The following is a 26,751-nucleotide window of genomic DNA, read 5'->3' as shown; positions in this document are numbered from 1 at the left end:
CGCCCGGCAGGCGTTTTGGTTCATCGCGGCGGCCTCGGCAGGCCCAGGCCCAGCATCGCGATCAGCTCCCGCTGTACCTCGTTCACCCCGCCGCCGAAGGTCAGCACCAAGCCTCCCTTGACCCCCAGATCCGTACGTTCCAGCAGTTCGGCCGTCTCCGGGTCCGCCGGGTCGCCGTACCTGGCCAGCACGTCCCCGACGAGCCTGCCGGCCTCCTGCATCCGCTCGGAACCGTAGATCTTGGTGGCCGACGCGTCCGGGGCGCCCAGCCAGCCGAGGTCCATGTTCGCGGCGACCTGCCAGTTCAGCAGCTCGTTCGTGCGGAAGGCCACCCACACCCGGGCCAGCGCCCGGCGCACGTCCGGGTGCTCCGCGAGCCCGGTGCGGCGCGCCCAGGCCAGGAAGCGGTCGTACGTCTGGCCGAGGTTCCCTGCGGGGCCGAGGGTGACACGTTCGTGGTTGAGCTGGTTGACGATCAGATCCCAGCCCCGGTCCACCTCGCCGACCACCATGTTCACCGGCACGCGGACGTCGGAGTAGTACGTGGCGTTGGTGTGGTGGCGGCCGTCCATGGTGACGATCGGCGTCCAGGAGAAGCCGGGGTCGTCCGTGGCGGCGATCATCATGGTGATGCCCTTGTGCTTCTTGGCCTGCGGATTCGTACGGACAGCCAGCCAGATGTACTGGGCGTAGTGCGCGCCGCTGGTGAAGACCTTCTGGCCGTTGACCACGTAGTGATCGCCGTCGAGCACCGCCGTCGTACGCAGGGAGGCCAGGTCCGTGCCCGCCTCGGGCTCGCTGTAGCCGATCGCGAAGTGGCACTCCCCGGCGAGGATGCGCGGCAGGAAGAGGTCCTTCTGCTCCTGGGTGCCGTACTGCATGATCGTGGGCCCCACGGTCTGCACCGTGATGATCGGGTACGGGACACCGGCCCGGGCTATCTCGTTGGCGAAGATCTGCTGCTCCAGCGGGCCGTAGCCGCCTCCGCCATATTCCTTGGGCCAGCCGAGGCCCAGCTTGCCGTCGCGGCCGAGGCGACGGCAGTGCTCCATGTACGCCTCACCGAACGGGTCCGCGGCGATCTTCCTGCGGTCGTCGTCGGAGAGGCAACCCCGGAAGTACTCGCGGAGCTCGTCGCGAAGTGCGCGTTGGCCGGCGGTCAGGTCGATCAGCATCAGACGAGCGCTCCGATCAGGTCGAGCTGGGCGTCGGCGCCGCCGAGCAACTGGGACAGGTGCCTGGCCTGCGCGAAATAGCGGTGCAGCGGGTACGTCACGTCGAGCCCGAGCCCGCCGTGCAGGTGCTGGCAGGTGTAGAGGGCCTTGACCGCCTCGCTCACGTGATAGGCCGCCAGCGCCACGTCCTGGTCGGCGGGCAGCCCCTCGCCCAGCCGCCACACCGCCGACCACATGGCCACGTCCAGGGCTCGCCCGGCGATGTACACGTCGGCGATCTGCATGGTCACCGCCTGGAACTCGGCCAGTGCGCGGCCGAACTGCCTGCGGGCCTTGACGTGGGCGGTGGTCAGCTCCAGCGCCCCGGCCAGCACGCCACTGGCCTGGGCGGCGACGGCGGCCATGAACAGCCACCGCACCCCATCGACCGCCTCGCCCCCGCCCACCCACTCGGCCGGGGCCCCGTCCAGCACGATCGTGGCGGCAGGCTCGCCAGTGGAGGTGTACTCGGGACGCGCGGTCACCCCAGCACCGGACCCCTGCCCACCGGACGACCGCTTGCCAGGCCCCTGCTCGCCGGACGCCTGCCCACCGGACGCCTGATCGACGGACGGCTGACCGGCGGACGGCTGATCATCAGGGGGCTGATCCACCACGAACAGCCCCGCGTCGGCGGTGACCAGCAGCGGCGGTCCCGGGTAGGGCACCGAGGCCTTGCGACCGGTCAGCGTCCAGCCACCGGCGGTCTGCCGGGCGGTCGTCAGCGGCGGGTCGGCCGGCGTCCGGCCGGGCTCGCGCAGCGCGACCGCGAGCCGCCCGCCTCCCCCGTCGTCCGGCCCGCCGCCGTAGCGTCGCTGCTGGTCAGGGGTGCCATATCGGGCCAGGGCCAGCGTGCCCACCAGGGTGGGCAGCGCGCCGGCCGCGGCCGCCCGCGCACCCACCTCCCGCAGCACCACGGCCATCTCCACCGGCCCGAGCCCGGCCCCGCCCGCCGCCTCGGGGACACACACGCTCATGAGCCCGGCCTGCCGCAACCGCTCGCCGGGCTCCCCGTCCCTGGCCAGCACCTCGGCCGCCAGCTTGCGTAGATCCTGCTGGGTCTCGTCCAGGTTGAAATCCATCACGTCTCCAGGAGGTGTTGCCTGCCGTACGGTACGTCCTCGGGCCGGGCGGGAGGCAGGGACGCGAGGGTGTCCGCGGTCATCGCTCCTCCCTGCAGCAAGCGCTAGGTCAGTCGAATGGCAAACTAGAACACATTCTAATATCTGTCCAGTGGCCTCCCATGTCGATAAGTAGGCATATATGCCAGTAACACCGCAGACATGGGCCAATACGGCTGGTTTGTGACTGGCGAGTAACAAGCCGCGTTATCGAGAAATCAGATAACGTGTTCTCATGCGTACCTCGCACGCGTCGATCGCCACGCCCTCAACCGATCCCGAGGGGACCATGGAGAGTCACCCCACCCCATCGGGCGGGCACAGCGTCCGTACGCGCAGCCAGCACCAACGCCGCAAGCGCATCGTCCAGGCCGCCGCGGCGCTGGCCTCGCGCGGCGGGGTCGAGGCCATGCAGATGCGCACGGTCGCCGAGCGCGCGGGCGTGGCGCTCGGCACCCTCTACCGCTACTTCCCCTCCAAGATGGACCTGGTCGTGGCGGTGGTGGGCGAGGAGATCGACCTCCTGGAGAGCAGCATCGAGCGCCGGCCGCCCAGCGCGGCCACCCCGTCGAGCCGGGCGGTGGACGTGCTGATGCGCGCGACCCGGGGGCTGATGCGCGAGCCGGAGCTGGCCGACGCGCTCATCCGGTCGTTGATCATGGCAGAGGTGCAGACCCCGTTCGGCGACCGCATGACGGGGCTGCTGCTGCGCGTCTCGGCCGACGGGCTGACGATCGACCAGGCCACCGAGGAGCAGCTCGACCTGGCGGGGTCGCTGGCGAGCGTGTGGGTGCAGGAGCTGCTGGAGATGCTGCGCGGGCGGCGTACGTACGACCAGATCCAGCGGCGCATCGAGACCGCGGCCGCGCGGCTGCTCGCCGACGCCTGATCCCCGCCGTGGCCGGCACGGCCACGCGATGCGCGACGACGGGCTGAATGGCCCAATCCTTGCACATCCTGGCCTCTGGGCCACTCGCGCCCCGGGTCGGGCCCGAGCACGCTGTACGGCATGAAGATGAACGCAGTCAGCCAGGACGTCCTCGGCCGCCCGGAAGTGCTGAAACTGATACAGGCCGACAAGCCCGCCCCGGGGCCGACCGAGGTGCTGGTGCGCGTGGAGGCGACCTCGCTCAACCCGACCGACTGGAAGACCCGCGCGACCGGCGGCATGGTGGGGCAGCCGCCGTTCGTTCTCGGGTACGACGTCTCCGGCGTCGTCGAGGCGTCGGGCATCGGGCAGGCCCTCTACCGGCCGGGCGACGAGGTGTTCGGCATGCTGAAGTACCCGCAGGGGCACGGCTCGTTCGCCGAGTACGTGACAGCGCCGTCCCGGCACTTCGTGCGCAAGCCCGCGGGCGTCGACCACGTGCAGGCGGCCGCGATCCCGCTGGCCGGGCTGACCGCCTGGCAGGCGCTCGTGGACGTGGCCGACGTGCGGGAGGGCCAGCGGGTGCTCATCCACGCCGCCGCGGGCGGGGTGGGCCACCTGGCGGTGCAGATCGCCAAGGCACGCGGGGCCCACGTGATCGGCACGGCCAGCGCCGCCAAGCACGACTTCCTGCGCGGCCTGGGGGCCGACGAGCTCGTCGACTACCGGACCGAGGACTTCGCCGAAGTGGTGCGGGACGTGGACGTGGTGATCGACACCGTCGGCGGCGAGTACGGGCCGCGCTCGCTGCGCACCCTGCGCCGGGGCGGCACGATCGTCTCGCTCGTCCTGAGCCTGCTGGATCGCGGCGTCCACGCCGAGACCGTCGCCGAGCTGGGCATCCGCTCCGAGACCATGCTGGTGGAGCCGGACCACGCCGCGATGCGGGCGCTCGCCGCCCTGATGGAGGCCGGCCGGCTGCGGGCGGAGATCGCCGCCGTGCTGCCGCTGGCGGAGTCGGCCAAGGCCCACGAGCTCGGTGAGACCAACCGCACCACCGGCAAGATCGTCCTCACGGTCCCGCACTGAGACGCCGGTTCCGCCGGGCGGTCCCGCGGCCGGTGGCACACGGCGACACCGGCCGTGATGGGGCGCTGATCTACCAGCCGAAGGTAAAGGATTCATCGGTCTGTCGGTGGCGCCGTCTATACAGGTGGTATGAGCGACAAGCCGACAAATGAGGAATTCCTCCAGGCGGCCGATCCGATGCGGCGCGAGTTGCTGGCGCACTGCTACCGCATGATGGGGTCGGTGCACGACGCCGAGGATCTCGTCCAGGAGACCTACCTTCGCGCGTGGCGGGCGTACGACGGCTTCGAGGGGCGCTCCTCGTTGCGTACGTGGCTCTATCGCATCGCCACCACCGCGTGCCTGACCGCGCTCGACAGCCGCAACCGGCGGCCGCTGCCGACCGGGCTGGGCGCGCCGAGCACCGAGGCGAGCGCGCCCCTCGTCCAGGACACCGAGGTGCCGTGGCTGGAGCCCGTGCCGGACGCGATGGCGGGCGTGGGCGCCGACGACCCCGCCTCGATCGTGACCTCCCGGGAGAGCATCCGGCTCGCGCTCATCGCCGCGCTCCAGCATCTGCCGCCCCGGCAGCGGGCGGTGCTGATCCTGCGTGACGTGCTCAAGTGGCGGGCGGCCGAGGTGGCCGAGGCGGTCGGCTCCTCCACCGCGGCCGTCAACAGCATCCTGCAGCGCGCCCGTGCCCAGCTCAACGAGGTCTCGCCGAGCCTCGACGACCCGGTGGAGCCGCTGTCGCGGGAACAGCGGGCCCAGCTCGACCGTTATGTGGCGGCGTTCGAGAACTACGACATCGACAGCCTGGTGCACCTGTTCACCAAGGACGCGGTCTGGGAGATGCCGCCGTTCGTCGGCTGGTACCAGGGGCCGGACACGATCATGGAGCTCACCAGGTCGCACTGCCCGGCCGAGCGCGCGGGCGATCTGCGGCTGATCCCCATCGGCGCCAACGGGCAACCGTCCTTCGCCGTCTATCACCGCGATGGCGACGTGCACCGGCAGTTCGCGCTCATGGTGCTGACGTTCACCGGAGACCAGATCAGCCACGTGGGGATGTTCTTCGAGCAGAGCCTGTTCGAGACGTTCGGGCTGCCCGCGACGCTGGAGGCTTCCGCACCAAAGTAGAACGCGTTACAGTCACGCCAGAGCATCGTTCTGGAGGTGACCGTGGGCACACCTGTGATCGTCGAAGCGGTGAGGACTCCGATCGGCAAGCGGGCGGGCTGGCTGGCCGGGCTGAAGCCGCAACAGGTTCTCGCCACGGTGCTCAACGGGCTCGTCGAGCGGGCGGGGATCGACCCGGCGGCCGTCGAGCAGGTCTTCGCCGGATGCGTGACCCAGGCGGGCGAGCAGGGCGGACACGTCGGCCGGCATTCGTGGCTCTATGCCGGGCTGCCCTACCAGGCGGGCGTCACCACCGTGGACGCGCAGTGCGGCTCCTCACAGCAGGCGGTACACCTGGCGGCCGCGATGGTCAGCGCGGGCGTGATCGAGGTCGGTATCGGCTGCGGTGTGGAGGTCATGAGCCGGGCGCCGCTCGGCAGCAACGTGTTGCCCGCGCGCCCGAGGCCGGACGACTGGAGCATCGACCTGCCCAGCCAGTTCGCCGCCGCGGAGCGGATCGCGCGGCGGCGCGGGCTGACGCGGGAGCGGCTCGACTGGTACGGGGCGCGCTCGCAGCGGCTGGCCGCCAAGACGTGGGCCGACGGGCGGTTCGAGCGGGAGATCGTGCCCATCGGTGACGTGTGCCGGGACCAGGGCTTACGGGAGACGAGCGTCGAGGGGCTGGCCGGGCTCAAACCCATCGTCGAGGGCGGCCTGCACACCGCCGGCACGTCCTCGCAGATCTCCGACGGCGCCGCCGCCGTGCTGGTGATGAGCGAGCGGGCGGCCCGCCGGTACGGGCTGCGCCCTCGGGCGCGGATCCTGGCCCAGGCGCTGGTCGGGGCAGAGCCGTACTATCACCTGGACGGGCCGGTGAACGCGACGGCCAAGGTGCTGGCGGCGGCCGGGATGACGATGAGCGATTTCGATAGGTTCGAGGTGAATGAGGCGTTCGCCTCGATCGTGCTCTCGTGGGCGAGCGTGCACGAGCCCGACTTCGACCGGGTCAACGTCAACGGCGGCGCGATAGCCCTCGGGCACCCGGTGGGCGCCACCGGCGCGCGGCTGATCACCACGGCCCTGCACGAGCTCGAACGCTCGGACTCCACGACCGCGCTCGTCACGATGTGCGCGGGCGGGGCACTGGCCACGGCGACGATCCTGGAGCGGCTCGCACCGAACCCGGCGCGGTGAATCGGCACGGTCGATCAGGTGGTTCACGACACTCGTCACCCAGCGGGGGGCAGATGAAGAGCAAGCGCAGGCCGTACGCGGAGCAGCGGCCGCAGGATCTCGGCGGCGGGGTGTGGAGCGTGCCGGTGCCGATCCCCGGCAACCCACTGGGCTACACGCTCGTCTACGCGGTCGAGTCGCCCAGGGGTGCCGTGCTGGTCGATGCCGGGTGGAACCATCCGGACGCCTGGGAGGCGCTCAGCGGCGGCCTCGCGGCGCTCGGGCTCGACGTGACGGCGGTGAGCGGGGTGGTCGTCACCCATTTCCATCCCGACCACGCCGGACTGGCCGGGCAGGTCAGGGACGTGTCCGGGGCCTGGATCGCCATGCACGAGAACGACGCGGCGCTGGTCAGGCTCATGACGACGTACGCGGCGAGCGAGCACGACGCGTTCCAGTCGGACATGCTGCGGCGGGCCGGGGCCGACCCCGCCGAGGCCGGCCAGTCGATGGGCGACCGGCCCGCGCCGCCCGCGATCCCCGACCGCGAGCTGCGCGACGGCGACCTGGTGGACCTGCCGGGGCGCAAGCTGCGGGCCGTGCACACACCCGGCCACACTCCCGGGCACATCTGCCTGCACCTGGAGGACGCCGACCGGCTGTTCACCGGCGACCACGTACTTCCCGAGATAACCCCACACGTCGGCATTTATCCGTTTGACCGGGATGATGTCGATCCCTTGGGTGATTTCCTGGAATCCTTGGCTCGGGTCGGCGAGCTGGGACCGCTCGCCGCGCTCCCCGCTCATGAATGGATATTTCCCGATGTGGCCGCGCGAGCCGCTCAGATCCGCCACCATCACGAGGAGAAGCTCGACCAGTTGCTCGCCCTCCTGACGGAGCGGCCGCACCCGCCGACCATCTGGGAGGTCGCCGCGATGATGACGTGGAACAGGCCGTGGGACGCCCTGTCCCCCGTGCTCAGGAGCATGGCCGCCGGAGAGGCCGCCGCTCACTTGCGCACGCTGGAGGCCAGGGGCCGGATATGTCGCCTTTCAGGTGTCGATCCTGTCCGCTTTCAGGCTCTAGACTCCTAGACATCCGATGTCTAGGGAGAAGAGCGTGGCGGTCACCGACGCGGCCATCGACAAGATCAAGCAGATGATCCTCTCCGGCGAGCTGGCCCCGGGTGACCGGCTGCCGAAGGAGGCCGACCTCGCCGAACGCCTCGGCCTGTCACGCAACTCGCTGCGCGAGGCCGTGCGCGCGCTGTCGCTGATCAACGTGCTGGACGTACGGCAGGGCGACGGCACCTATGTCACCAGCCTGGAGCCCCGGCTGCTGCTGGACACCATGTCGTTCGTGCTCGACCTGCACCGCGACGACACGGTGATCCAGTTCTTCGAGGTGCGGCGCATCCTGGAGCCGGCCGCCACGGCGATGGCCACCGAGCTGATGACCGACGCCGAGATCGGCGAGCTGCGGGTGATCCTGGAGTCGCTGCCCGCCGAGCCCACGGTCGAGGAACTGGTCGCCAACGACCTGAAGTTCCACCAGCGGATCGCGCAGGGGTCGGGCAACAGCGTGTTGAGCTCGTTCATCGAGAGCCTGTCAGGTCCGACCACTCGGGCGCGGATCTGGCGCGGGCTCACACAGGAGGGCGCGATGCAGAAGACGCGGGAGCAGCACACCGCGATCTACGAGGCCATCGCCGCCCGCCAGGCCGACGTCGCCCGCTCCTGGGCCACCGTGCACGTCGCGGGCGTGGAGTCGTGGCTGCGCAAGGCGCTGGACTGACCGCCGGCGGGACCGGTCACCAGGGGTGGACGCCGCCCTGCTCGTTGAGGAAGACGCCGGTCGGGGCGTCGGGCAGGGTGGCCTGGCGGGCGATGTGCGCGCCGCCCTCGTCGGCCGACAGCACGCCGGACGAGCGCCGGACTCGTGGTCGGGAGGGCACGAGCGGGTAGGACCGTCCTTGTGCCCGACAAACTCTCGAAATATCGGAGCAAACGCGACGCCGAACGTACCCCCGAGCCCGTCCCCGAATCGCTCTCTCCCTCGCCGGACGGCAACGCGTTCGTCATCCAGGAGCACCACGCGCGGGCCCTGCACTGGGACCTGCGCCTGGAACGCGACGGCGTCCTGGTCTCCTGGGCCGTCCCCAAGGGCCTGCCCGCCGACCCCGGGACCAACCACCTGGCCGTGCAGACCGAGGACCACCCGATGGAGTACCTGACCTTCCACGGCGAGATCCCCCAGGGCGAGTACGGCGGCGGCACCATGACCGTCTGGGACACCGGCACGTACGAGACGGAGAAGTGGTCGGATCGCGAGGTCAAGTTCGTCCTGCACGGCGAGCGGGCCGCCGGCCGTTTCGTGCTCTTCCGGACCAGGGGCAAGAACTGGATGATCCACCGCATGGACGCCGCGGCCCGGGACCCGTTGCCCGCTGTGGACCCCATGCTCCCCACCGAGCGGGCCAAGCCCCCTCGGGACGCCGCGGCCTACGCCTTCGAGTTCGCCTGGGGCGGCCGCCGCCTGCTGGTCCCCATCGAGGGCGGGCGCACCACGGCCGCCCGCGAGCATCCGTGGCTGCGCGCGCTGGCGGAGTCGTTCGGCAGCCGTACAGCGGTGCTGGACGGGGAGCTGGCCACCCTCGGCGGCGCGGAGATCCTGGTCTTCTACGACCTCCTGTACGACGACAGCCACTCCCTGCTCGCCGAGCCCTACACCACCCGGCGGGCCGCCCTGGAGGCGCTCGGGGTGAACGGCGGCCACTGGCAGACCGCCCCCGCCTGGCCGGGCGACTTCGCCCCGGTGCGCCAGGCGGCCCGCGAGCAGGGATTGCCGGGGGTGCTGGCCAAGCGTCTTGACTCACCCTACGAGCCCGGCGTGTCCACGTCCTGGCTGCTCATCCCATCGTAAGGGCGACCGCCCCAGCGACCGAACCACCACCAGCCTAGCGACCAATCCACCACGTGAGGTGCGACCAAACCACCACGACCACTGCGACCAAACCACCACAGAGGATGCTGGGAACGTGACATCCTAGGTTCATGGTCAACACTCCGCCCGGCAGGGTGGTGCCACGGCACGCTGAGAAAGCCGTGGCAGAAGCCCTCGGAGACACCCGCGTCGTCCTGATCAACGGTGCGCGACAGTGCGGCAAGAGCACCTTGGTCAGACAGATGGCCAAGGAGGAAACGGCGGAGTGGCGTGACCTGGACAGGGAGTTCATGCGCCAAGGGGCCAAGAGCGATCCGGAAGGCTTCGTCGACTTTCCCGGCATGATGGTCATCGACGAGATCCAGCGAGTGCCGGAGTTGCTGCTGGCCATCAAGGCACAAGTCGACGACGACCCCAGACCTGGTCGCTACCTGCTGACAGGCTCCGCTCGCATACTGGGCCTGCGCGCGTTGCCCGACACCTTGGCCGGGCGGATGGAGACCATTGAGCTCTGGCCCTTCTCCCAAGGAGAGATCGACAGCACACCCGACGGTTTCGTCGACGCGATCTTCACTCAAGGCGCCGACCTGCGCCACATGTCCCTGATCTCGCGCGCCGACTATGCGGAGCGCGTGGTTCGCGGAGGTTTTCCGGAGGCGGTCACCCGCACGAACGCTCGACGGCGTCAGCGCTTCTTCGATTCATATCTCGGGGATCTGGTCGCCCGCGATGTACACGAGCTCTCGAGCATCGAACGGGTGCCTGACGTCCACGCGCTCATCCGTCTGCTGGCGGCCAGATCCGGTCAGCTCCTGGTGCGTCAGTCGATCGGGCGCGACCTGGGGCTCCCCGCGAGCACGGCGGCCAGGTATCTCAGCCTCCTTGAAGAGGTATACCTGATCAAGCGCATACCTGCCTGGTCGCGTAACCTCACGAGCCGTGCCATCAGCACCGCCAAGGTGGCCTTCGTGGATTCCGGCGTCGCGGCCAACCTGCTTGGTGTCGACGCGCGCGGGCTCGTCCGCCCCAACGGATCGTTCGGCCCTCTGCTCGAAGGCTTTGTTCTGATGGAGCTGGCACGCCAGCTGACCTGGGCGGAAAGTCAGGTGGACCTGTACCACTACCGGACCAAGGACGGTGTCGAAGTAGACGCTGTCCTGGAGAATCGGCGAGGTCAGGTGGTGGGTGTCGAAGTGAAGGCCGCCTCCACGGTTCGGGCGGAGGATTTCCGGGGCTTGCGGCACCTTGCCGCTCGGCTTGGGGATGACCTGGTCGCGGGGGTCGTCCTGCATACCGGTGGGCAGACGTTGCCCTTCGGGGACCGGATGCTGGCCATGCCCGTCAGCGCGCTCTGGGAGGTCGGCTGACGGGCGTGCGTCACCTCGGCAGCAGCCCCTCCGACTCCAGCTCCGCCCACAGCTCCTCCGGCACCGGGCGGGACCACAGGGCAGCGTTGGTGGTGACCTCCCGCGGGGTGCGGGCGCCCACGACGATCGTGGCGATGGCCGGGTGGCGCAGCGGGAAGGCCATCGCGGCCTGCGGGAGCGGGACGCCGTGGCGCTCGCAGACCTTGGCGATCCTGGTGGCCTTCTCCAGCAGCGGGGCGGGGGCCGGGGCGTAGTCGTACGTGCCCGCCGGCGTGGGCGTGGCCAGGATGCCGCTGTTGAAGACGCCCGCCGCCAGCACCCGCACGCCGCGCTCCACGCACGCCTCCAGCAGCGGCAGGCCCGACTGGTCGAGCAGCGTGTAGCGGCCGGCGAGCATGACGACGTCGATGTCGGTCTCCTGGACGAAGCGCAGCGGCACCTGCCACTGGTTCATCCCGACGCCGATCACCCGGATCACGCCCTCGGCCCGCAGCTCCGCCAGGGCCGGGTACGCCTCCTCGATCGCCTGGTCCGCGTGGTCGTCCGGGTCGTGGATGAGGGCGATGTCCACAGCCGGGAGCCCCAGGCGGTCCAGGGACTCCCGCAGCGACCTGCGTACACCGTCGCCGGAGAAGTCCCAGCGCCGCTCCACGCCGGCCCGGACGTCGAAGCCCTCGGCGTCGGCCCGGCCGGCGGCGGCGGGCACCAGCAGCCGGCCGACCTTCGTGGACAGGAGGAAGTCCGAGCGGCCGGCCAGCGCCGCGCCCAGGCGACGCTCCGACAGGCCGAGCCCGTAGTGGGGGGCGGTGTCGTACAGCCGCACCCCGCTCTCCCAAGCGGCCTGGACGGTGGCGCGGGCCTGCTCGTCGGTGACCCCTTCGTACAGGTTGCCGATCGGCGCGCCACCGAAGCCGTGTCGTGGTAGCTCGATCACGCCATCCATCAATCTTGTGCCTTTCCGCCTGCTATCCGGCTGATCATCAGCGCGACGAGGATGATGCCGCCGTAGATCACCGGCTGCCAGAAGCCCGAGACGCCGATGAGGGTCAGGATGTTCTGCACCAGGCCGATCACCAGCACGCCCGTCAGCGCGCCGAGGATCGTGCCCTTGCCGCCGTCCATGCTGACGCCGCCGATGACCGCCGCGGCGAACACCATGAAGATCCAGCCGACCCCCATGCTGTTGCCGATCGCGCCGAGGCGGCCGGTCTCCAGGATGCCCGCCAGGGCGGCGAGCGTACCGCCGAGGATGAACACCCCGTACAGGACGCGGTCCACCCGGATGCCGGCGGCGCGGGCGGCGTCGGAGTTGCCGCCGATCGCGTAGAGCGAGCGGCCGATCCGGAGGAAGCCCAGCCCGAACATGCCCGCGGCGAACAGCACCCCGGCGATCCAGATGGCCGCCGGCAGGCCCGCCCACATCGCGCTGCCCAGATAGAGGATCGAGTCGGGGAGCTGGAACAGCGTCTTGCCCTCCGTCGGCCCCTGCAGGAAGCCGTGCACGATGATCAGCATCGCCAGCGTGACGATGAACGCCGACAGCTGGAACCTGATGATCAGGAATCCGTTGAACGCCCCGATGGCCGCGCCGATCAGCAGCGCCAGCGGGATCACCAGCGTCCCCGGCAGCCCGATGCCGAACCCGCCCGCCGACACCGGGATGATCAGCATCACCGCGATGGCCGGGGCGGTGCCGACCGTCGACTCCAGCGACAGGTCGAACTTGCCGGCGATCAGGATCATCGCCTCCGCCAGCACGAGGAGCGAGATCGCCGCCTGCTGCTGCAGGACGTTCGTCAGGTTTCCCGGGGTCAGGAAGGTCGGGTCCAGGAACGCGCCCACGACCAGCAGGATCAGGATCACCGGCACGAGCGTCAGGTCGCGGAACCTGGCCAGCCGCAGCCGGGGTGCCGGCACAGTCACAGTGGTCACTCTTCTATGCCCTCCATCACGGCCACGAGCTCGTGGTCGGTCCAGCCACGCGGCACGTCCCGCACGACCCTGCCGTGGAACATCACCAGCACTCTGTCGCAAATGCGCAGATCGTCGAGCTCGTCGGAGACGATCACGGCCCCCGCTCCCCGATCGACCGCGTCCTCGACCGCGCCGAGCAGGGCCTGCTTGGCTTTGACGTCGACACCGGCGGTCGGGTTGATCACGACCAGCACCGTCGGATCGTCCACGAGTGCCCGCGCGAAGACGACCTTCTGCGCGTTCCCCCCGGACAGGTCACCGACCGGCTGGTCAGGCCCTTCGGTCTTGATATCAAGACTTTCAATCATTTGTACGGACTTAGCCCGGCGCCGGGCCGGCGACACCATGCCGTACCGCCCCAGCTTGCGGGCGATCGGGAAGGTGGCGTTCTCCCCCACGGACAGCAGGGGGACGAACCCCTCGTGGTGCCGGTCCTCGGGCACGAACCCGAGCCCCGCCCGCATGGCGGCGGGCACGTCACCCGGCCGGACCCGGGCACCGTTGACCGTGACCGTGCCCGCGTCCGCCCTGCGCAGCCCGACCAGGGTCTCGGCCAGGCCGACCTTGCCGCTGCTGGCGGATCCGGCCAGGCCGACGACCTCGCCGGACCTGACGGAGAGGTCGACGTCCCGGTAGCGGCCGGCCAGTGACAGGCTCTCGCCCGACAGCACGACCGTGTCGCCGGGGGTGCGGGCGCGGGCCTCGTACGCCGTCGTGGCCTCGCCCGTCATCGCGGCGACCAGCTCGTCGTGCGGGAGGTCGGCCACCGGCCTGGTGAGGACGTGCCGGGCGTCGCGGAAGACCGTGACGCTCTGGCAGATCTCGTAGACCTCGTCGAGGTGGTGGGAGATGTACATCATCGTGACGCCCTGTTCGCGCAGCGACCGCATGCGGGTGAACAGCCGCTCGATGGCCGGCCCGTCGAGCCTGGCGGTCGGCTCGTCGAGGATGATGAACCTGGCCCCGAACGACAGCGCGCGGGCGATCTCCACGAGCTGGCGCTGCTCGACGGTCAGATCGCCGGCCAGCGCCCGCGCGTCGACGTCCACCTCGTACGTGTCCAGCACGGCGCGCGCCCTGGCCCGCAGCCCGCGCCAGTTGATCAAGCTCCCGGCGGACTGGCGGTTGAGGAACAGGTTCTCCGCCACCGTCAGCGCCGGGATGATCGTCGGCTTCTGGTACACGCAGGCGACCCGCTGCCGCCAGGCGTCGCGGTCGGCGAGGGCGGGCGCCGCCTCTCCCGAGAACAGCACCTCGCCCCCGTCGGGCCGCTGGAGGCCGGTGAGGATCGACACCAGGGTGGACTTCCCGGCGCCGTTCCTGCCGACGAGCGCGTGGGTCTCACCCTCGGCGATCGCGATCTTCGCGCCGTTGAGCGCCGTGGTTGGACCAAAGCGTTTTACGATATTTCTGGCCTCAACGTGATTTTTCATCACTTGACCTGGTTGCCCCAAAGGGTCTGGTCGTCCACGTTGTCCTTGGTCACGAGCGGCGCGGGGAGCTGGTCCTCCATGCCGTTCGGGAGCTGGATGATGGTGCTGTCGTGGTCGGTGGGGCCGAGCTTGAACGTCTTGCCCTCGGCCGCCGCCTTGGCGTAGAAGAGGGCGTATTTCGCGTACAGGTCGGCCGGCTGCGACACCGTGGCGTCGATGTCGCCCTTGCGGATCGCCTCGAACTCCTGCGGGATGCCGTCGTTCGAGATCACGAAGATGTGCTTGGCATCGGTCGGCGGGACGAGCAGGCCCTTCTGCTTCAGCACCTGCAGCGTCGGGGCCAGGTGAACGCCGCCGGCGTGCAGGTAGATGCCCTTGATGTCCGGGTTCTGCTCCAGGCGGGTCTGCAGCATGGACGCCGCCTTGCTGCCCTCCCACTCGGTCGGCTCGCTGAACACCGTGATCCCGGGGAACTTCGCCTTCATGCACTCCAGGAACGCCTCGGACCGGTCGCGGCCGTTGATCGAGCTGAGCGCGCCCTGGAGCTGCACGACCTTGCCCTTGCCGCCGAGCTTCTCGCCGAGGAACTCGCAGGCCTTGGTGCCGTACGCGCGGTTGTCGGCGCGTACGACCATGAAGACCTTGCCCTTGTCGGGCCGCGTGTCGACGGTCACGACGGGGATCTTCTTGTTCTCGAGCTGCTGCAACGTGGTGGCCACCGCCCCGGTGTCCTGCGGGGCCATGACGATCACCTTGGCACCCTGACCGGTCAGCGCCTGCACGTTGTTGACCAGCTTGGTGACGTCGTTCTGCGAGTTGGTGGCCGGCATGAGGTCCACCTTGAGCTCGCCGGCCATCTGCGGAACGTATTTGATGTAGGAGTTCCAGAAGTCGGAGTCGGCCCTGGGATGATCGATGCCGATCTTCGCGCCGCCGCCTCCTCCTCCCGTCGTGGTACCTGAGCCACACGCGGTGACAATCGTAAGGAGGGCCGCGACCGCGACCGCCGGTCCGAGCTTCATTGGGGGGTTACCTTCCTTACTTGGTGGGCCATAGGCCCCTTTATGAGGTAGGCCGGAGCCGGAGCCCCTGCATGCCGCCATCGACCGCGAGCGCGGTCCCGGTGGTGGCCCCCGCCTCGGGGCCGGCGAGGTAGGCGATGGCGGCGGCCACCTCCTCGGCGCTCACCAGGCGGCCCATCGGCTGCCTGGCGTTGAGCGCCGCCCGCTCCGCCTCGGGATCGGGGGCCGCGTCGAGCAGCCTGCCGACCCACGGGGTGTCCGCGGTGCCCGGGTTGACGCAGTTGACCCGGATGCCCTCGCGGATGTGGTCCGCGGCCATCGCGAGCGTCAGCGACAGCACCGCGCCCTTGGTCGCGCTGTAGAGCGCGCGCTGGGGCAGCCCGGCGGTGGCCGCGATCGAGCAGGTGTTGACGATGGCGGCGTGCTCCGAGCGCCGCAGGTGCGGCAGCGCCGCCCGGGCCACCCGGACCATGCCGAGCACGTTGACGTCGAACACGTGGTGCCACTCGCTGTCCGGGTTGTCCTCGACGGTGCCCTGGGCCCCGATGCCCGCGTTGTTGACCAGCACGTCGATGCCACCCAGGCGCTCGGCCGCCTCGGCCACCGCGGCACGCACGTTCGCGTCGTCGGTGACGTCGGCCTTGATGCCGATGAACGGCTCGCCCGGCGGGTTGAGGTCGAGACAGGCGACCTTCATGCCCCGCTCGGCGAGCAGGGTGGCGGCGGCCAGGCCGATGCCGGAGCCGCCGCCGGTCACGACTGCTTTCAGGCTCACTCGTCCCTCCAAACCGCGCCGCCGGGGAAGGTGTGGGCGGCGATCGACTCTGCGTGCATCTCCGCGCTGAACCCGGGCACGGACGGGGCGACGTACCGGCCGTCGCGGATGACCACCGGGTCCACGAAGTGCTCGTGGAGGTGATCGACGTACTCGATCACGCGGTTGTCCATCGAGCCGGTGACCGCCACGTAGTCGAACATCGACAGGTGCTGCACCAGCTCGCACAGCCCGACGCCGCCCGCGTGCGGGCACACCGGGATCCCGAACTTGGCCGCGAGCAGCAGGATCGCCAGGTTCTCGTTGACCCCGCCGACCCGGGCCGAGTCGATCTGCAGGTAGGAGATCGCCTCGGCCTGCAGGAGCTGCTTGAAGACGATGCGGTTCTGTACGTGCTCGCCGGTGGCCACCGGGATGGGAGCGATGCCCCTGGCGATGGCGGCGTGGCCGAGCACGTCGTCCGGGCTGGTCGGCTCCTCGACCCAGTGCGGGTTGAACTCCCGCAGCGCGTTGATCCACTCGATGGCGGAACCGACGTCCCAGCGCTGGTTGGCGTCGATGGCGATCGGGAAGTCGGCCCCGCACACCTCGCGGGCCACCCGGAAGCGCCGCCTGTCGTCGTCGAGATCGGCGCCGACCTTGAGCTTGATCTGGGTGAAGCCCTGGTCGAGGGCCTCCTTGCAGAGCCTGCGCAGCTTGTCGTCGTCGTATCCGAGCCAGCCGGGGGAGGTGGTGTAGGCGGGGTAGCCGGATTCGATCAGCTCGCTGATCCGCTGGCCCTTGGTCGCCTCCGCGTTTCTCAGGATCTGAAGGGCTTCGTCCCGCGTCAGGGCGTCGCTCAGATAGCGGAAGTCGATGAGCTCGACCAGCTCCTCGGGCGACATGTCCGACAGCAACCGCCACAACGGCTTGCCCGCCCGCTTGGCCTTGAGATCCCACAGGGCGTTGACCACGGCGGAGATCGCCATGTGCATGACGCCCTTCTCCGGCCCCAGCCAGCGCAGTTGCGAGTCGTTGACCATGTCCTTGTAGAGCGTGCCCAGGTCTTCGACGTCCTTGCCGACCACGTACGGCTCCAGCGCGCTGATCGCGGCGGTCTGGACGTCGTTCCCGCGCCCGATCGTGAACGCGAACCCGTGCCCCTCGACCCCGTCGTCGGTCGTGAGCACGACGTAGGCGGCGGAGTAGTCGGGGTCGGGGTTCATGGCGTCGGAGCCGTCAAGCTCCCGCGAGGTCGGAAACCGCACATCATGCGTCTCCATCCCCACGATCCGATACGCCGCCCCCGCACCCTGACCCGCCACCGAGGTCGCTCCCCCAGCTCGATCCTGCGCCGAACCGGGGGCCGAATCCTGGGCCGTCATGCCTGCCCCACCGTCTGGCGCTGCCGGCCGAGCCCTCCGATCTCCAGCTCCACCACGTCGCCGGCCCGCAGGTAGGGCTGCCCCGGCATGCCCATCGCCACTCCGGCGGGCGTACCGGTGTTGATCACGTCACCAGGCTCCAGCACCATGAACTGACTCAGGTACCGCACGATCTCGGCCACATCGAAGATCATGTTCTTGGTGTCGCCGTCCTGACGCTGCTCGCCGTTCACCCACAGGCGCAGCGGCAGGTTCTGCGGATCGCCCACCTCGTCGGCGGTCACCAGCCACGGCCCCATCGGGTTGAAGGTCTCGCAGGACTTGCCCTTGTCCCACTGCCCGCCGCGTTCGAGCTGGAACTCGCGCTCGGAGACGTCATTGGAGATCGCGTAACCGGCGATCACACCCAGCGCCTCCTCCCGGCTGCCCAGGTAACGGGCCTCCTGGCCGATGACGATGGCCAGCTCCACTTCCCAGTCGGTCTTCACGCTGCCGCGAGGCACGAGAACCTCGTCGTTGGGGCCGATCAGGGTGTTGGGGGCCTTCATGAACACGACCGGCTCTTCCGGCACCGCCTGGCCGGACTCGGCGGCGTGGTCACTGTAGTTCAGGCCGATGCAGACGATCTTCCCCGGTCGCGCGATGGGGGCGCCGATCCGCAGTCCCTCGGCCTCGACGAGGGGCAGGGCACCACGCTCCAGCGCATCGCGGACGCGCGCCACTCCCCCGGAAGCGAGGAAAGCCCCGTCGATCTCGGGCTCTCCGATGTCGCGCAGGTCACCGGCAGAGTCCAGCACAACCGCTCTTTCCTGTCCGACAGGTCCTACTCGCAGCAGCTTCACACCGCATCCTTCACATATACATCGGATGTCTTGAGTCAAGATGCTGGTGCGCCGGGGTGGAGCGTGTCAAGGGTGCCGGGACGGTTGCCTCCGATCCGCGACCTCGAAGGACACCCCGGAGCAACCACCCGACACGTGAACCGACTACACCGCTCTGCCGCCTCCGTTCACACTGCCGAATACTCACCACCCAAGACATCGGAGGTAACGCCATTCCTCCATAAAACTGCACAACCAACCGGAAAATACGTACCCCTCCCCACTCACCCACACCCCCGGCTCACGCCCTTCGACACCCCCAGGAGCCTCTGGGGCCCAGCCCGCATGAGAGCCTGCAGACGAAGGTTTACGCGCTCGCTTCCAGATCGACTCCCCCGCGCTCTCCTTGACGGCCGTACAGCGACGTAATAGAACACGCTTCAGAACGGTAACCAAGCGCTTGATCGGATGGGTGAATCGGGTGCAGATCAACCTCGTCGACCGGGACCGTTACGCCACCGCTGGGCCACCGCACGACCAGTTTGCCTGGCTCCGTGCGAACTCCCCCGTCCACTGGCACGAGGGCGAGCCCGGCTTCTGGGCGGTCACCCGGCACGAGGACGTCGTGCACGTCTCGCGCCACTCCGACCTGTTCTCCTCGGCCCGGAGACTGGCCCTGTTCGACGAAGTACGCGAGGAGCAGCTCGAACTCCAGCGGCTCATGATGCTCAACCAGGACCCACCGGAGCACACCAAGCGACGCTCACTCGTCAACCGCGGATTCACCCCGCGCACGATCGGCGCCCTCGAACAGCACATCCGTGACATTTGCGATGACCTCCTCGACAAGTGCACCGGCGAGATCGACTTCGTCACCGAGATCGCCGCCCCCCTCCCCCTGTACGTGATCTGCGAGCTGCTCGGCACACCCGTGGCCGACCGCGACAAGCTCTTCACCTGGTCCAACCGCATGATCGGCTCCCAGGACCCCGATTACGCCTCCTCTCCCCAGGACGCCTCGGCCGCCGCCATGGAGGTCTACTCCTACGCCAACCAGCTGGCGACCCAGCGCAGGGCCAACCCGCAGGACGACATCGTCACCAAGCTGCTGCAACCCGACGAGAACGGCGCGACGCTCGACGAGAACGAGTTCGAGCTCTTCGTCCTCCTGCTGTCGGTGGCGGGCAACGAGACCACCCGCAACGCGGCCTCCGGCGGCATGCTCGCCCTCTTCGAGCACCCCGACCAGTGGAACCGCCTGGTCGCCGACCCCACCCTGGCCACGACCGCCGCCGACGAGATCGTCCGCTGGATCTCCCCGGTGAACCTCTTCCGCCGCACGTCCACGACCGACCAGTTGCTCGGCGACCGTCAGATCCAGGCCGACGACAAGGTCGTGGTCTTCTACTCCTCCGCCAACCGCGACTCCGCCGTCTTCGCCGACCCCGAGGTCTTCGACATCGCCCGTACCCCCAACCCCCACATCGGGTTCGGCGGCGGCGGCGCCCACTTCTGCCTGGGCAACCACCTCGCCAAGCTGGAGCTCCGCGTCCTGTTCGAACACCTGGCCCGCCGCCGCCCCCACCTCCGCCAAACGGGCCCGGCCCGCCGCCTCCGCTCGAACTTCATCAACGGCATCAAGGAACTGCCGGTCACCGTCGGCTGACCGCCACCTTCGGCTCACTGAGCTGTTGTCAGTAACCGAAGATCACGTTGTGTGATGGCGAGGGTCCACTTGTTCTCGCGGTGGAGCAGAACCAGCGCCGCCTGAGTGATCTTCCCGATGCGCCAGGGGTCGAGACCGACCCGGCGCGACGCCTTGAACGCGACGGCGAGCGGGGCGTTGGCGCGTTCACCGACTCCGCGCAGGCCACGCAGGAGCTTGTTGCAGGTGTGCTGATCGTCGCTCAGCTTGTGCCGGCCGGCCTTCTTCTTGATCGGGACGTGGATGATGTCGGCGGCGTCTTCGTACGGCCGTTCTCATCCTGTGCTGGTGCGACAACATCCGCATCCGACAATCTGTGGCCGATCTGGGCGAAGCAGCCGAGTGCCCGGCGGCCGCGTCGGGTGCCTCGGCGGCGGCGTTCGGCGTGCAGCAGGACGCGGAGAACGGCTCAGCGTCTGACTCCGATTCCGGGGACACGCTCCACACCGCCAACGCAGGTGCGGCCATAAATCAGTTTACCGTTCAGACGCCCATGACTACTATCAGTGATTGATCCTGGTCAGCGAGTTAGCGCCACCCGACGGCTCGCGCCGCCTCTATCTCGCCATCCCACATATCCACCTGCCGCCAAGCAACTGCCGCCTGGCAATCACACACGGGAGAAACCATGAAAAAGCTCACCGCCGCAATCGCCAGTGCTTTGGTGATGGCCACTACCCCGACGCCAGCACTGGCCGCACCACTACAAGCAGGGCGGTGCGATGGCAAGCCAATGCGGGTCGGCGACGTCGGCCGCCGAATCGACTTGTTCGCAAAACCCGACATTTCATCGAAGGTCATCGGCTGGATCCCGGGCGGCACAATCGTGTCCGAGAAGGCACCGGAGTGCCAACTGCATGGCGGAAGCTATCCGCCTATGTGTGGCAACCACGGCTGGGCGAGCCTTTGGGAGGCAGTCCAGTGGGCTACTCCCACTCAGAACTACGGCTTCGTCCCTCACGTGTGCTTTCGCCCGCTATGAGCGTGAGCTGAGCACCGCCGCTGGCGTGCGACCCTCCATCACGACCCTGGCTTGTCGTAGCTCCTGTATGGAAGGACCCGCACGGCGGGGGCTCCGACTCCGGCGACCGACGGCTCAGGGATGCAGTGGCAGGCCCTTCAGGACCTTGTCCACGGCGTTCCTGGGCCCATGGACCGCCACCCCCACCAGCCCCAGCTCATCGGCCTCCACCGCACGCACCGCCGCCCGGTTGTCCGCGTCGTGTCCCGTCTTGAACATCTCCTCGATGTAGACGGCCACGTCCATCCCCCGTCCTGTCGCCTTCTCCCGGACGACCCGCAGGTCCCCCAATTCCCCCACATACACCAGCACGGGCTGGCGGAACATCGGCAGGTAGGCATTGCCGGACCCGTCCTCGTACGGCTCCCCGATGGTCTGAGGCACCCCGCCCGCCACCGCGCTCGCCAGAAAGGCGGTGACGTTGAGCTGCTGCCATGCGGCCAGATCCGCGCGTACCACGATGCCGATCTTGGTGTCGAAACGCATGGTCGCCAGTCTCAACGCGCCGCCCTCACCACGTCTTGAACGCTCGTGCGGCGGATCAGGCCACCAGGACCGGCTGCCAGTCCGGCACCTCGTGGTAGCGCCGCAGCTCCGCCACCCCGGCCAGGATCCCGCCCCAGGCAGCGTGCGGAGGCCGCTCGGCGGCGAACCCGCTCTGCACCAGCGTCAGCCGCGTCTTACCGCCGGACCCCTCCAGCTCCCACGTGCCGACCCCGGGGCCGCCCCAGTCCAGGGAGAGCCTGCGGCCGGGCTCGAGCTCGAGGATCTTGGCCGGGCTGGGGTCGTTCGCGAGGCCGCCCATCGCGAAGCGCCCGCCCACGTGCGGCTCGATCTCGATCGGGAACCCGAACCACCGGGTCACCTTCGCCGAGTCGATCAGCGAGTCGAACACCTCGGACGCCGAGGCGTCGATCGTGACCTCCGCCCGCAGGTCCACGGCGCTGTAGTCGACCCTGGGCGACAGCTCCCGCCCCTCGAAGTGCTCGGCCAGGTTGGTTATCGCCTGACACCAGTACGTCTCCAGCACGCCCCGGATGCTCTTGCCCGTGATGACGTCCTGGAAGTCGAAGTGCGACTGCGACACCGTCACAATGGTGCTGTCCTCGCTCTCCGCCGCCAGCCCGAACTCGGTGGTCGTCTCCTCACCGTCGAGCAGCCACGCGAACCGCACCGTCCGCTCGTCGGCGTGCAGCAACCGCTGGTGCGGCGCGTCCCCCTCGGGCGTCGTACGCCCCCAGAACCCGAATCGGTCGGGCAGCTCCACCTCGGCGTGCTCGGCGAGCCAGATCCGCAACGTCGCCGGATCGGTCAGCGCGTGCCGCACCTCCTTGATGGGCGCCTGGACACGGGCACGGAGAATCATCGGCTCAGTCATGCTCTTCTCCTCTGGGATCGCTTGAGTCACCGGGTTCGCGGGCCGCACCCGCCCCGGAGGCCGTGGTGCCGCTCTCGGCGGCCTTGGGGTAGCAGGCGACGGCGAGCTTGAACCCGTCGCCCTCCGCTCCCCCGTACTTGCTGAACAGGCTCCGCAGCGCGCCCTGGAGCTCGCTCAGGAACTCCTGCCGGTCCTCAGGGCGCACGTGGATCTCTCCGGACAGTCCGATGGACGGCAGCTCGGGCGCCGCCCTGTCGAGCGCCGCGATGTCGGCCTGGACCTCCTCCATGAGGTCGAGCAGGTAGCCCAGGCTCAACTCGTCACGGGCCCTGCGCAGCCCGATCCGCCCGACAAGGCGCGGCGACAGCCAGTAGGAGCGGGCTCCGGCCTGGTAGATGCCCTCGTGGATGCCGCGCACCCTGCGCTCGGACACCTGGTCGACCAGACCCGCCTCGACCAGCCGCTTGACGTGGTAGTAGACCCGCTGCGGTGTCTGCCCCAGCCGCTCTGCGACCTCCGAACACGTGCGCGGCTCGGCCAGTTGCCGCAGCACCTCCACGCGCTGCGGCTTGAGCAGGGCCTCGGCCTGCTCGATCTCTTCCAGGTACAGGACATCCCTCATGGCAAAAACAATCTTTTACGTAAAAACACTTTTTGTCAATGACCCGGCGACAATGAAGGCATGCGACAGGACTGGTCCCGATACTGGCGGTCCCCCGACCGGCCGATCGAGGCCATGCACGCCCACTTCGAGCAGCACGTCTACCACCGGCACAGCCACGAGACCTACTCCTTCGGCGTGACGGAGACCGGTGCCCAGTCGTTCACCTGCCGGGGCGGGGCGCACACCAGCGCGGCGGGCATGGTCATGGCCTTCAACCCGGAGGACCCCCACGACGGCCACGCCACCAACCCGCTGGGCTTCACCTACAGAATGGTCCACATAGGCCCCGACCTGGTCGCCGACGCCCTGGCCGACGCCACGGGCCGCCCCGCGGGCCTGCCTCTCTTCACCACCCCGGTGCTGGACGACCCCGCCCTGGCGGGCGCGCTACGCGCCCTCCACGCGTCGCTGCTCGCCCCCACGACCGCCCTCCGCCGCGACGAACTCCTCACGGCGACGATCACCCATTTGGTACGCCGGGCCGCCACGACTTCGCTCCCGCACCCCAGACCCACCAGGTCAACCCGAATAGCCAGGCAGGCCAGGCAACTCCTGCACGCCCACCTGACCGACGACCTCACCATCGACGACCTGGCGACAGCGGCGGGCACCACCCGCTACGTGGTCTACCGCGCCTTCCGCACGGAGTACGGCATGCCGCCGAGCGACTACCAGCGCCAGCTACGCCTGCGAACGGCCCGCACCCTGATAGCCACCGGCACCCCGCTGGCCGAGGCCGCCACCGCCACGGGCTTCGCCGACCAGAGCCACCTGACCCGCTGGTTCACCCGCTACTTCGGCCTGACCCCAGGCACCTACCGCCAAGCCACGAGAACCACAACCACGGCCGCCGAACCAACAAGCACACACCCCGCCAGTCATGACACACCGCCACGAACATGGTGACCGTCACTACGAACATGGTGACCGTGCGCGCCGTAACGGCGCCGCGCCGCTGACCGGTCAGCGGCCGTTTCCCTGGACAGAGGCACGCCAGCGACGGCGTGAGGCGAACCACGGCAACGCGTAACAGATGAAAGGTTTGCTGACCGGTCAGCGGCCGTTCCCCTGGACAGACGCACGCCAGCGACGGCGTGAGGCGAACCACGGCAACGCGTAACAGACGGATCGGATCTACGGCCAGGAGAAGTCTTCGTCGGGACCGCCGGCCGTGAGCAGGCGGAGGTCGGAGTCGACCATCATGGCCACCAGTTCGTCGAAGGACACCCGCGGTTCCCACCCCAGCTGCGCCCGCGCCTTCTTGGGATCGGCGCACAGCAGATCCACCTCCGCCGGCCGGTGCAGCGCCTGGTCCGTCACCACGTACCGCTCCCAGTCCAGCCCGGCCGCCGCGAACGCCGCCTCCACCAGCTCCCTGACCGACTTCATCCGCCCGGTCCCGATCACGTAGTCCTCGGGCTTGTCGGCCGCCAGCATCAGATGCATGGCCTTGACGTAGTCCCCCGCGAACCCCCAGTCCCGCCGCGCCTCCAGGTTGCCCAGCCGCAGCTCCGAGGCCAGCCCCAGCTTGATGCGCGCCACCCCCAGCGACACCTTCCTGGTGACGAACTCGGCCCCGCGCCGCGGCGACTCGTGGTTGAACAGGATCCCGGACACGGCGAACATCCCGTACGACTCCCGGTAGTTCTGCGTGAGAAAGTGCCCGTACGCCTTCGCCACCCCGTACGGCGACCGCGGGTGGAAGGCGGTGGCCTCGTTCTGCGGCGTCTCGCTGACCTGCCCGAACATTTCAGATGATGAAGCCTGATAAAAGCGGATCTGCCCGGAAGCGGCCCCGCCACCCCCTCGCGACACCCCCGAACACACCCGGATGGCCTCGAGCATCCGCAGGACCCCCATCCCGGTCACCTCAGCCGTGAGCTCCGCCTGCTCCCACGACATGGGCACGAACGAGATGGCCCCCAGGTTGTACACCTCATCGGGCTGAACACGTTCCACCGCCGAGATCAGCGACCCCTGGTCCAGCAGATCCCCCCGGACCACGCGCACGTCGGACAGCAGCCTGCGCATCCGGGACGCCCGCGGATTCGCCTGCCCCCGGACCAGCCCCCAGACCTCGTATCCCTGCTCCAGCAGGTGCTCCGCCAAGTAGGAACCGTCCTGGCCGGTGATGCCGGTAATCAGAGCGCGCCTGGCCAAGGAGTCCTCCAACTATCGCTGCCCGCGGTGGCCCGCCGGACGCGGGCCCGCCGGACCGCATCCCTTTGGGACGGGAATGTACAGCCAAGCGCCTCAACGGGGCATCCGGCCCCTTAGAACACGTTCCACCGAACCACGCTCGGTTACGGCAACGTCGCAGTTCGCACGGCCTAAGCACGGCATTGTTAACAATTCCAGCCGAACTACCGAGTGGTAGCCTTTCTCGGACTAAGGTCATCTTTCACGGTACACGCCCGACTCTGGGCCCTACCGGCGGAGAAAGGGGTGTCCGTGCGAGAGCGAGCGCTGCGGATCGCACTGCTGTCCTACCGCAGCAAACCGACCTGCGGTGGCCAAGGTGTCTACCTCCGCCACGTGAGCCGGGAGCTGGTCGCGCTCGGGCACCACGTCGAGGTGTTCTCCGGCCAGCCCTACCCCGAGCTGGACGAGGGCGTGATCCTGCGCAAGGTGCCCAGTCTCGACCTCTATCGCGACGAGGACCCGTTCAGGACGCCCAAGCTGGCGGAATACCGCGACTGGATCGACTGGCTGGAAGTCGGCACGATGTGGTCGGCCGGCTTCCCCGAGCCGCTGACGTTCACCCTGCGCGCCTACCGCGAGCTGAAGAAGCGGGTGGGCGACTTCGACGTCGTGCAGGACAACCAGACCCTCGGGTACGGCCTGCTCGGCATCCAGAAGCTGTTCCCCGTGGTCGGCACCATCCACCACCCGATCAGCGTGGACCGGCGCATCGAGCTGGAGGCGGCCACCGGCCGCAAGAAGCTGAGCATGCGCCGCTGGTACGGGTTCGTGAAGATGCAGTCCCGCGTCGCGCCCCGGCTGAGCCCCATCCTGACCGTCAGCGAGTCGTCGCTGGCCGACATCCACCGCGACTTCAACGTCCCCCAGGCGAACATGCGCCTGATCCCGCTCGGCGTCGACACCCGCTACTTCCACCCGCGCCCCGACAAGCCCCGGCGCAAGGGCTCGATCGTCGCCGTCGCCAGCGCGGACTCCCCGATGAAGGGCGTGGCGACCCTGCTCAGAGCCGTGGCGAAGCTCGCCACCGAGCGCGACGTGCACCTCACCGTGGTCAGCAAGCCCACTCCCGGCGGCCCCACCGAGCAGCTCGTCCACGAGCTGTCACTGCAGGACCGCGTGCGCTTCGTGCACGGCATCTCCGACGACGAGCTGGGCGAGCTGATCGCCACCTCGGAGATCTCGGTCGTGCCCTCCCTCTATGAGGGCTTCTCGCTGCCCGCCGTCGAGCACATGGCCTGCGGCACGCCCCTGGTGGCCAGCCGTACCGGCGCCCTGCCCGAGGTCGTGGGCGACGCCGCCGTCCAGGTCCCGCCGGGCGACCCCGAGGAGCTCGCGGCGGTGCTGCGCCGCCTGCACGACTCCCCCGAGGAGCGGGAACGCGTGGGCAGGGCCGGATACGAACGCGTCATGGAGCGCTACACCTGGCACGTCGTGGCCAAGCGAACCGTCGAGGCCTACCGCGAGGCCATCGCGGCCCGCCGCCCCGAGAACGGCCGCCCCTGACCAACGGGCCGTC

General features: G+C 69.3%; 26 protein-coding genes. 11 read left to right on the top strand and 15 right to left on the bottom strand.

Annotated elements, in window-relative coordinates; genetic code table 11:
* Positions 1-20: 20 nt before the first annotated feature.
* Positions 21-1,175, bottom strand: coding sequence for an acyl-CoA dehydrogenase family protein (locus ABGB18_RS16410; RefSeq protein ID WP_347696354.1), 1,155 nt, complete (start codon positions 1,173-1,175; stop codon positions 21-23).
* The gene (locus ABGB18_RS16405; RefSeq protein ID WP_347696353.1) at positions 1,175-2,296 is read right to left on the bottom strand and encodes an acyl-CoA dehydrogenase family protein; all 1,122 of its coding nucleotides are present in this window, start codon (positions 2,294-2,296) and stop codon (positions 1,175-1,177) included. Before ABGB18_RS16405 ends, ABGB18_RS16410 begins: the two co-directional genes overlap by 1 nt.
* 328 nt (positions 2,297-2,624) lie before the next feature.
* Between ABGB18_RS16405 and ABGB18_RS16400 the strand changes: the two genes are divergently transcribed.
* The 6 genes from ABGB18_RS16400 to ABGB18_RS16375 all read left to right on the top strand — a co-directional run bounded on the left by ABGB18_RS16400 (position 2,625) and on the right by ABGB18_RS16375 (position 8,360).
* Complete coding sequence (locus ABGB18_RS16400) at positions 2,625-3,224, top strand: TetR family transcriptional regulator (RefSeq protein WP_347696605.1); 600 nt, start codon at positions 2,625-2,627, stop codon at positions 3,222-3,224.
* 126 nt (positions 3,225-3,350) lie between these two features.
* Entirely contained in the window at positions 3,351-4,292 is a 942-nt protein-coding gene (locus tag ABGB18_RS16395) for an NADP-dependent oxidoreductase (RefSeq protein ID WP_347696604.1), read from the top strand.
* Positions 4,293-4,421: 129 nt separating this feature from the next.
* A complete protein-coding gene (locus ABGB18_RS16390) occupies positions 4,422-5,411 on the top strand; it encodes a sigma-70 family RNA polymerase sigma factor (RefSeq protein WP_347696352.1) in 990 nt (329 codons plus the stop codon).
* Positions 5,412-5,453: 42 nt separating this feature from the next.
* Complete coding sequence (locus tag ABGB18_RS16385) at positions 5,454-6,584, top strand: steroid 3-ketoacyl-CoA thiolase (RefSeq protein WP_347696351.1); 1,131 nt, start codon at positions 5,454-5,456, stop codon at positions 6,582-6,584.
* 53 nt (positions 6,585-6,637) lie between these two features.
* Positions 6,638-7,660, top strand: coding sequence for an MBL fold metallo-hydrolase (locus ABGB18_RS16380; protein ID WP_347696350.1), 1,023 nt, complete (start codon positions 6,638-6,640; stop codon positions 7,658-7,660).
* Positions 7,661-7,685: 25 nt separating this feature from the next.
* Positions 7,686-8,360, top strand: a complete 675-nt coding sequence (locus tag ABGB18_RS16375; RefSeq protein WP_347696349.1) for a FadR/GntR family transcriptional regulator — start codon at positions 7,686-7,688, stop codon at positions 8,358-8,360.
* A 16-nt stretch (positions 8,361-8,376) separates the two neighbouring features.
* Here ABGB18_RS16375 and ABGB18_RS16370 read toward each other — a convergent pair whose 3' ends face one another.
* Positions 8,377-8,520 (bottom strand): hypothetical protein, encoded by a 144-nt coding sequence (locus ABGB18_RS16370; protein ID WP_347696348.1) that lies wholly within the window; start codon positions 8,518-8,520, stop codon positions 8,377-8,379.
* 20 nt (positions 8,521-8,540) lie between these two features.
* Here ABGB18_RS16370 and ABGB18_RS16365 point away from each other — a divergent pair, with 20 nt between their 5' ends.
* Positions 8,541-9,488 (top strand): DNA polymerase ligase N-terminal domain-containing protein, encoded by a 948-nt coding sequence (locus ABGB18_RS16365; RefSeq protein WP_347696347.1) that lies wholly within the window; start codon positions 8,541-8,543, stop codon positions 9,486-9,488.
* A gap of 131 nt (positions 9,489-9,619) precedes the next feature.
* Positions 9,620-10,876 (top strand): ATP-binding protein, encoded by a 1,257-nt coding sequence (locus ABGB18_RS16360; RefSeq protein ID WP_347696346.1) that lies wholly within the window; start codon positions 9,620-9,622, stop codon positions 10,874-10,876.
* A gap of 10 nt (positions 10,877-10,886) precedes the next feature.
* Here ABGB18_RS16360 and ABGB18_RS16355 read toward each other — a convergent pair whose 3' ends face one another.
* From ABGB18_RS16355 to ABGB18_RS16325, 7 genes are all read right to left on the bottom strand, one after another.
* Positions 10,887-11,819 (bottom strand): aldo/keto reductase, encoded by a 933-nt coding sequence (locus ABGB18_RS16355; RefSeq protein WP_347696345.1) that lies wholly within the window; start codon positions 11,817-11,819, stop codon positions 10,887-10,889.
* Entirely contained in the window at positions 11,819-12,808 is a 990-nt protein-coding gene (locus ABGB18_RS16350; protein WP_347696344.1) for an ABC transporter permease, read from the bottom strand. The genes ABGB18_RS16355 and ABGB18_RS16350 overlap by 1 nt, the downstream gene beginning before the upstream one ends.
* Positions 12,805-14,283, bottom strand: a complete 1,479-nt coding sequence (locus ABGB18_RS16345) for a sugar ABC transporter ATP-binding protein (protein ID WP_347696343.1) — start codon at positions 14,281-14,283, stop codon at positions 12,805-12,807. Before ABGB18_RS16345 ends, ABGB18_RS16350 begins: the two co-directional genes overlap by 4 nt.
* Positions 14,283-15,305 (bottom strand): sugar ABC transporter substrate-binding protein, encoded by a 1,023-nt coding sequence (locus ABGB18_RS16340; RefSeq protein ID WP_347696342.1) that lies wholly within the window; start codon positions 15,303-15,305, stop codon positions 14,283-14,285. The genes ABGB18_RS16345 and ABGB18_RS16340 overlap by 1 nt, the downstream gene beginning before the upstream one ends.
* A 40-nt stretch (positions 15,306-15,345) precedes the next feature.
* The gene (locus ABGB18_RS16335; protein WP_347696341.1) at positions 15,346-16,080 is read right to left on the bottom strand and encodes an SDR family oxidoreductase; all 735 of its coding nucleotides are present in this window, start codon (positions 16,078-16,080) and stop codon (positions 15,346-15,348) included.
* The gene (locus ABGB18_RS16330) at positions 16,077-17,342 is read right to left on the bottom strand and encodes an enolase C-terminal domain-like protein (protein ID WP_347696340.1); all 1,266 of its coding nucleotides are present in this window, start codon (positions 17,340-17,342) and stop codon (positions 16,077-16,079) included. The genes ABGB18_RS16335 and ABGB18_RS16330 overlap by 4 nt, the downstream gene beginning before the upstream one ends.
* Positions 17,343-17,440: 98 nt before the next feature.
* Positions 17,441-18,286 carry a fumarylacetoacetate hydrolase family protein gene (locus tag ABGB18_RS16325; protein ID WP_347696339.1) on the bottom strand — a complete coding sequence of 282 codons (846 nt, stop codon included), beginning with the start codon at positions 18,284-18,286 and terminating at the stop codon, positions 17,441-17,443.
* Between the two features lie 460 nt (positions 18,287-18,746).
* On the opposite strand from ABGB18_RS16325, the gene ABGB18_RS16320 reads away from it, so the two are divergent.
* Complete coding sequence (locus tag ABGB18_RS16320; RefSeq protein ID WP_347696338.1) at positions 18,747-19,931, top strand: cytochrome P450; 1,185 nt, start codon at positions 18,747-18,749, stop codon at positions 19,929-19,931.
* Positions 19,932-20,498: 567 nt separating this feature from the next.
* On the opposite strand, the gene ABGB18_RS16315 is transcribed toward ABGB18_RS16320, so the two are convergent.
* From ABGB18_RS16315 to ABGB18_RS16300, 4 genes are all read right to left on the bottom strand, one after another.
* Positions 20,499-20,771: a hypothetical protein gene (locus tag ABGB18_RS16315; protein WP_347696337.1), complete on the bottom strand. Its 273-nt coding sequence runs from the start codon at positions 20,769-20,771 to the stop codon at positions 20,499-20,501.
* A 295-nt stretch (positions 20,772-21,066) separates the two neighbouring features.
* Positions 21,067-21,477, bottom strand: coding sequence for a DUF2000 domain-containing protein (locus ABGB18_RS16310; protein WP_347696336.1), 411 nt, complete (start codon positions 21,475-21,477; stop codon positions 21,067-21,069).
* Between the two features lie 55 nt (positions 21,478-21,532).
* Positions 21,533-22,369 (bottom strand): SRPBCC family protein, encoded by an 837-nt coding sequence (locus tag ABGB18_RS16305; protein ID WP_347696335.1) that lies wholly within the window; start codon positions 22,367-22,369, stop codon positions 21,533-21,535.
* Entirely contained in the window at positions 22,362-22,991 is a 630-nt protein-coding gene (locus tag ABGB18_RS16300) for a helix-turn-helix domain-containing protein (RefSeq protein WP_347696334.1), read from the bottom strand. Before ABGB18_RS16300 ends, ABGB18_RS16305 begins: the two co-directional genes overlap by 8 nt.
* Before the next feature lie 60 nt (positions 22,992-23,051).
* Here ABGB18_RS16300 and ABGB18_RS16295 point away from each other — a divergent pair, with 60 nt between their 5' ends.
* Positions 23,052-23,939 carry an AraC family transcriptional regulator gene (locus tag ABGB18_RS16295; protein WP_347696333.1) on the top strand — a complete coding sequence of 296 codons (888 nt, stop codon included), beginning with the start codon at positions 23,052-23,054 and terminating at the stop codon, positions 23,937-23,939.
* 228 nt (positions 23,940-24,167) lie between these two features.
* Here the strand turns inward: ABGB18_RS16295 and ABGB18_RS16290 are convergent, their stop codons facing one another.
* Positions 24,168-25,193 (bottom strand): GDP-mannose 4,6-dehydratase, encoded by a 1,026-nt coding sequence (locus ABGB18_RS16290; RefSeq protein WP_347696332.1) that lies wholly within the window; start codon positions 25,191-25,193, stop codon positions 24,168-24,170.
* Positions 25,194-25,478: 285 nt separating this feature from the next.
* Between ABGB18_RS16290 and ABGB18_RS16285 the strand changes: the two genes are divergently transcribed.
* Entirely contained in the window at positions 25,479-26,738 is a 1,260-nt protein-coding gene (locus ABGB18_RS16285; RefSeq protein WP_347696331.1) for a glycosyltransferase family 4 protein, read from the top strand.
* Positions 26,739-26,751 lie beyond the last annotated feature (13 nt).

The organism is Nonomuraea sp. B12E4 (genome assembly GCF_039871825.1).
Lineage (GTDB): Bacteria > Actinomycetota > Actinomycetes > Streptosporangiales > Streptosporangiaceae > Nonomuraea.
The sequence above is the reverse complement of the archived record's forward strand: the minus strand, read 5'-3'. Positions and strand labels throughout refer to the sequence as shown.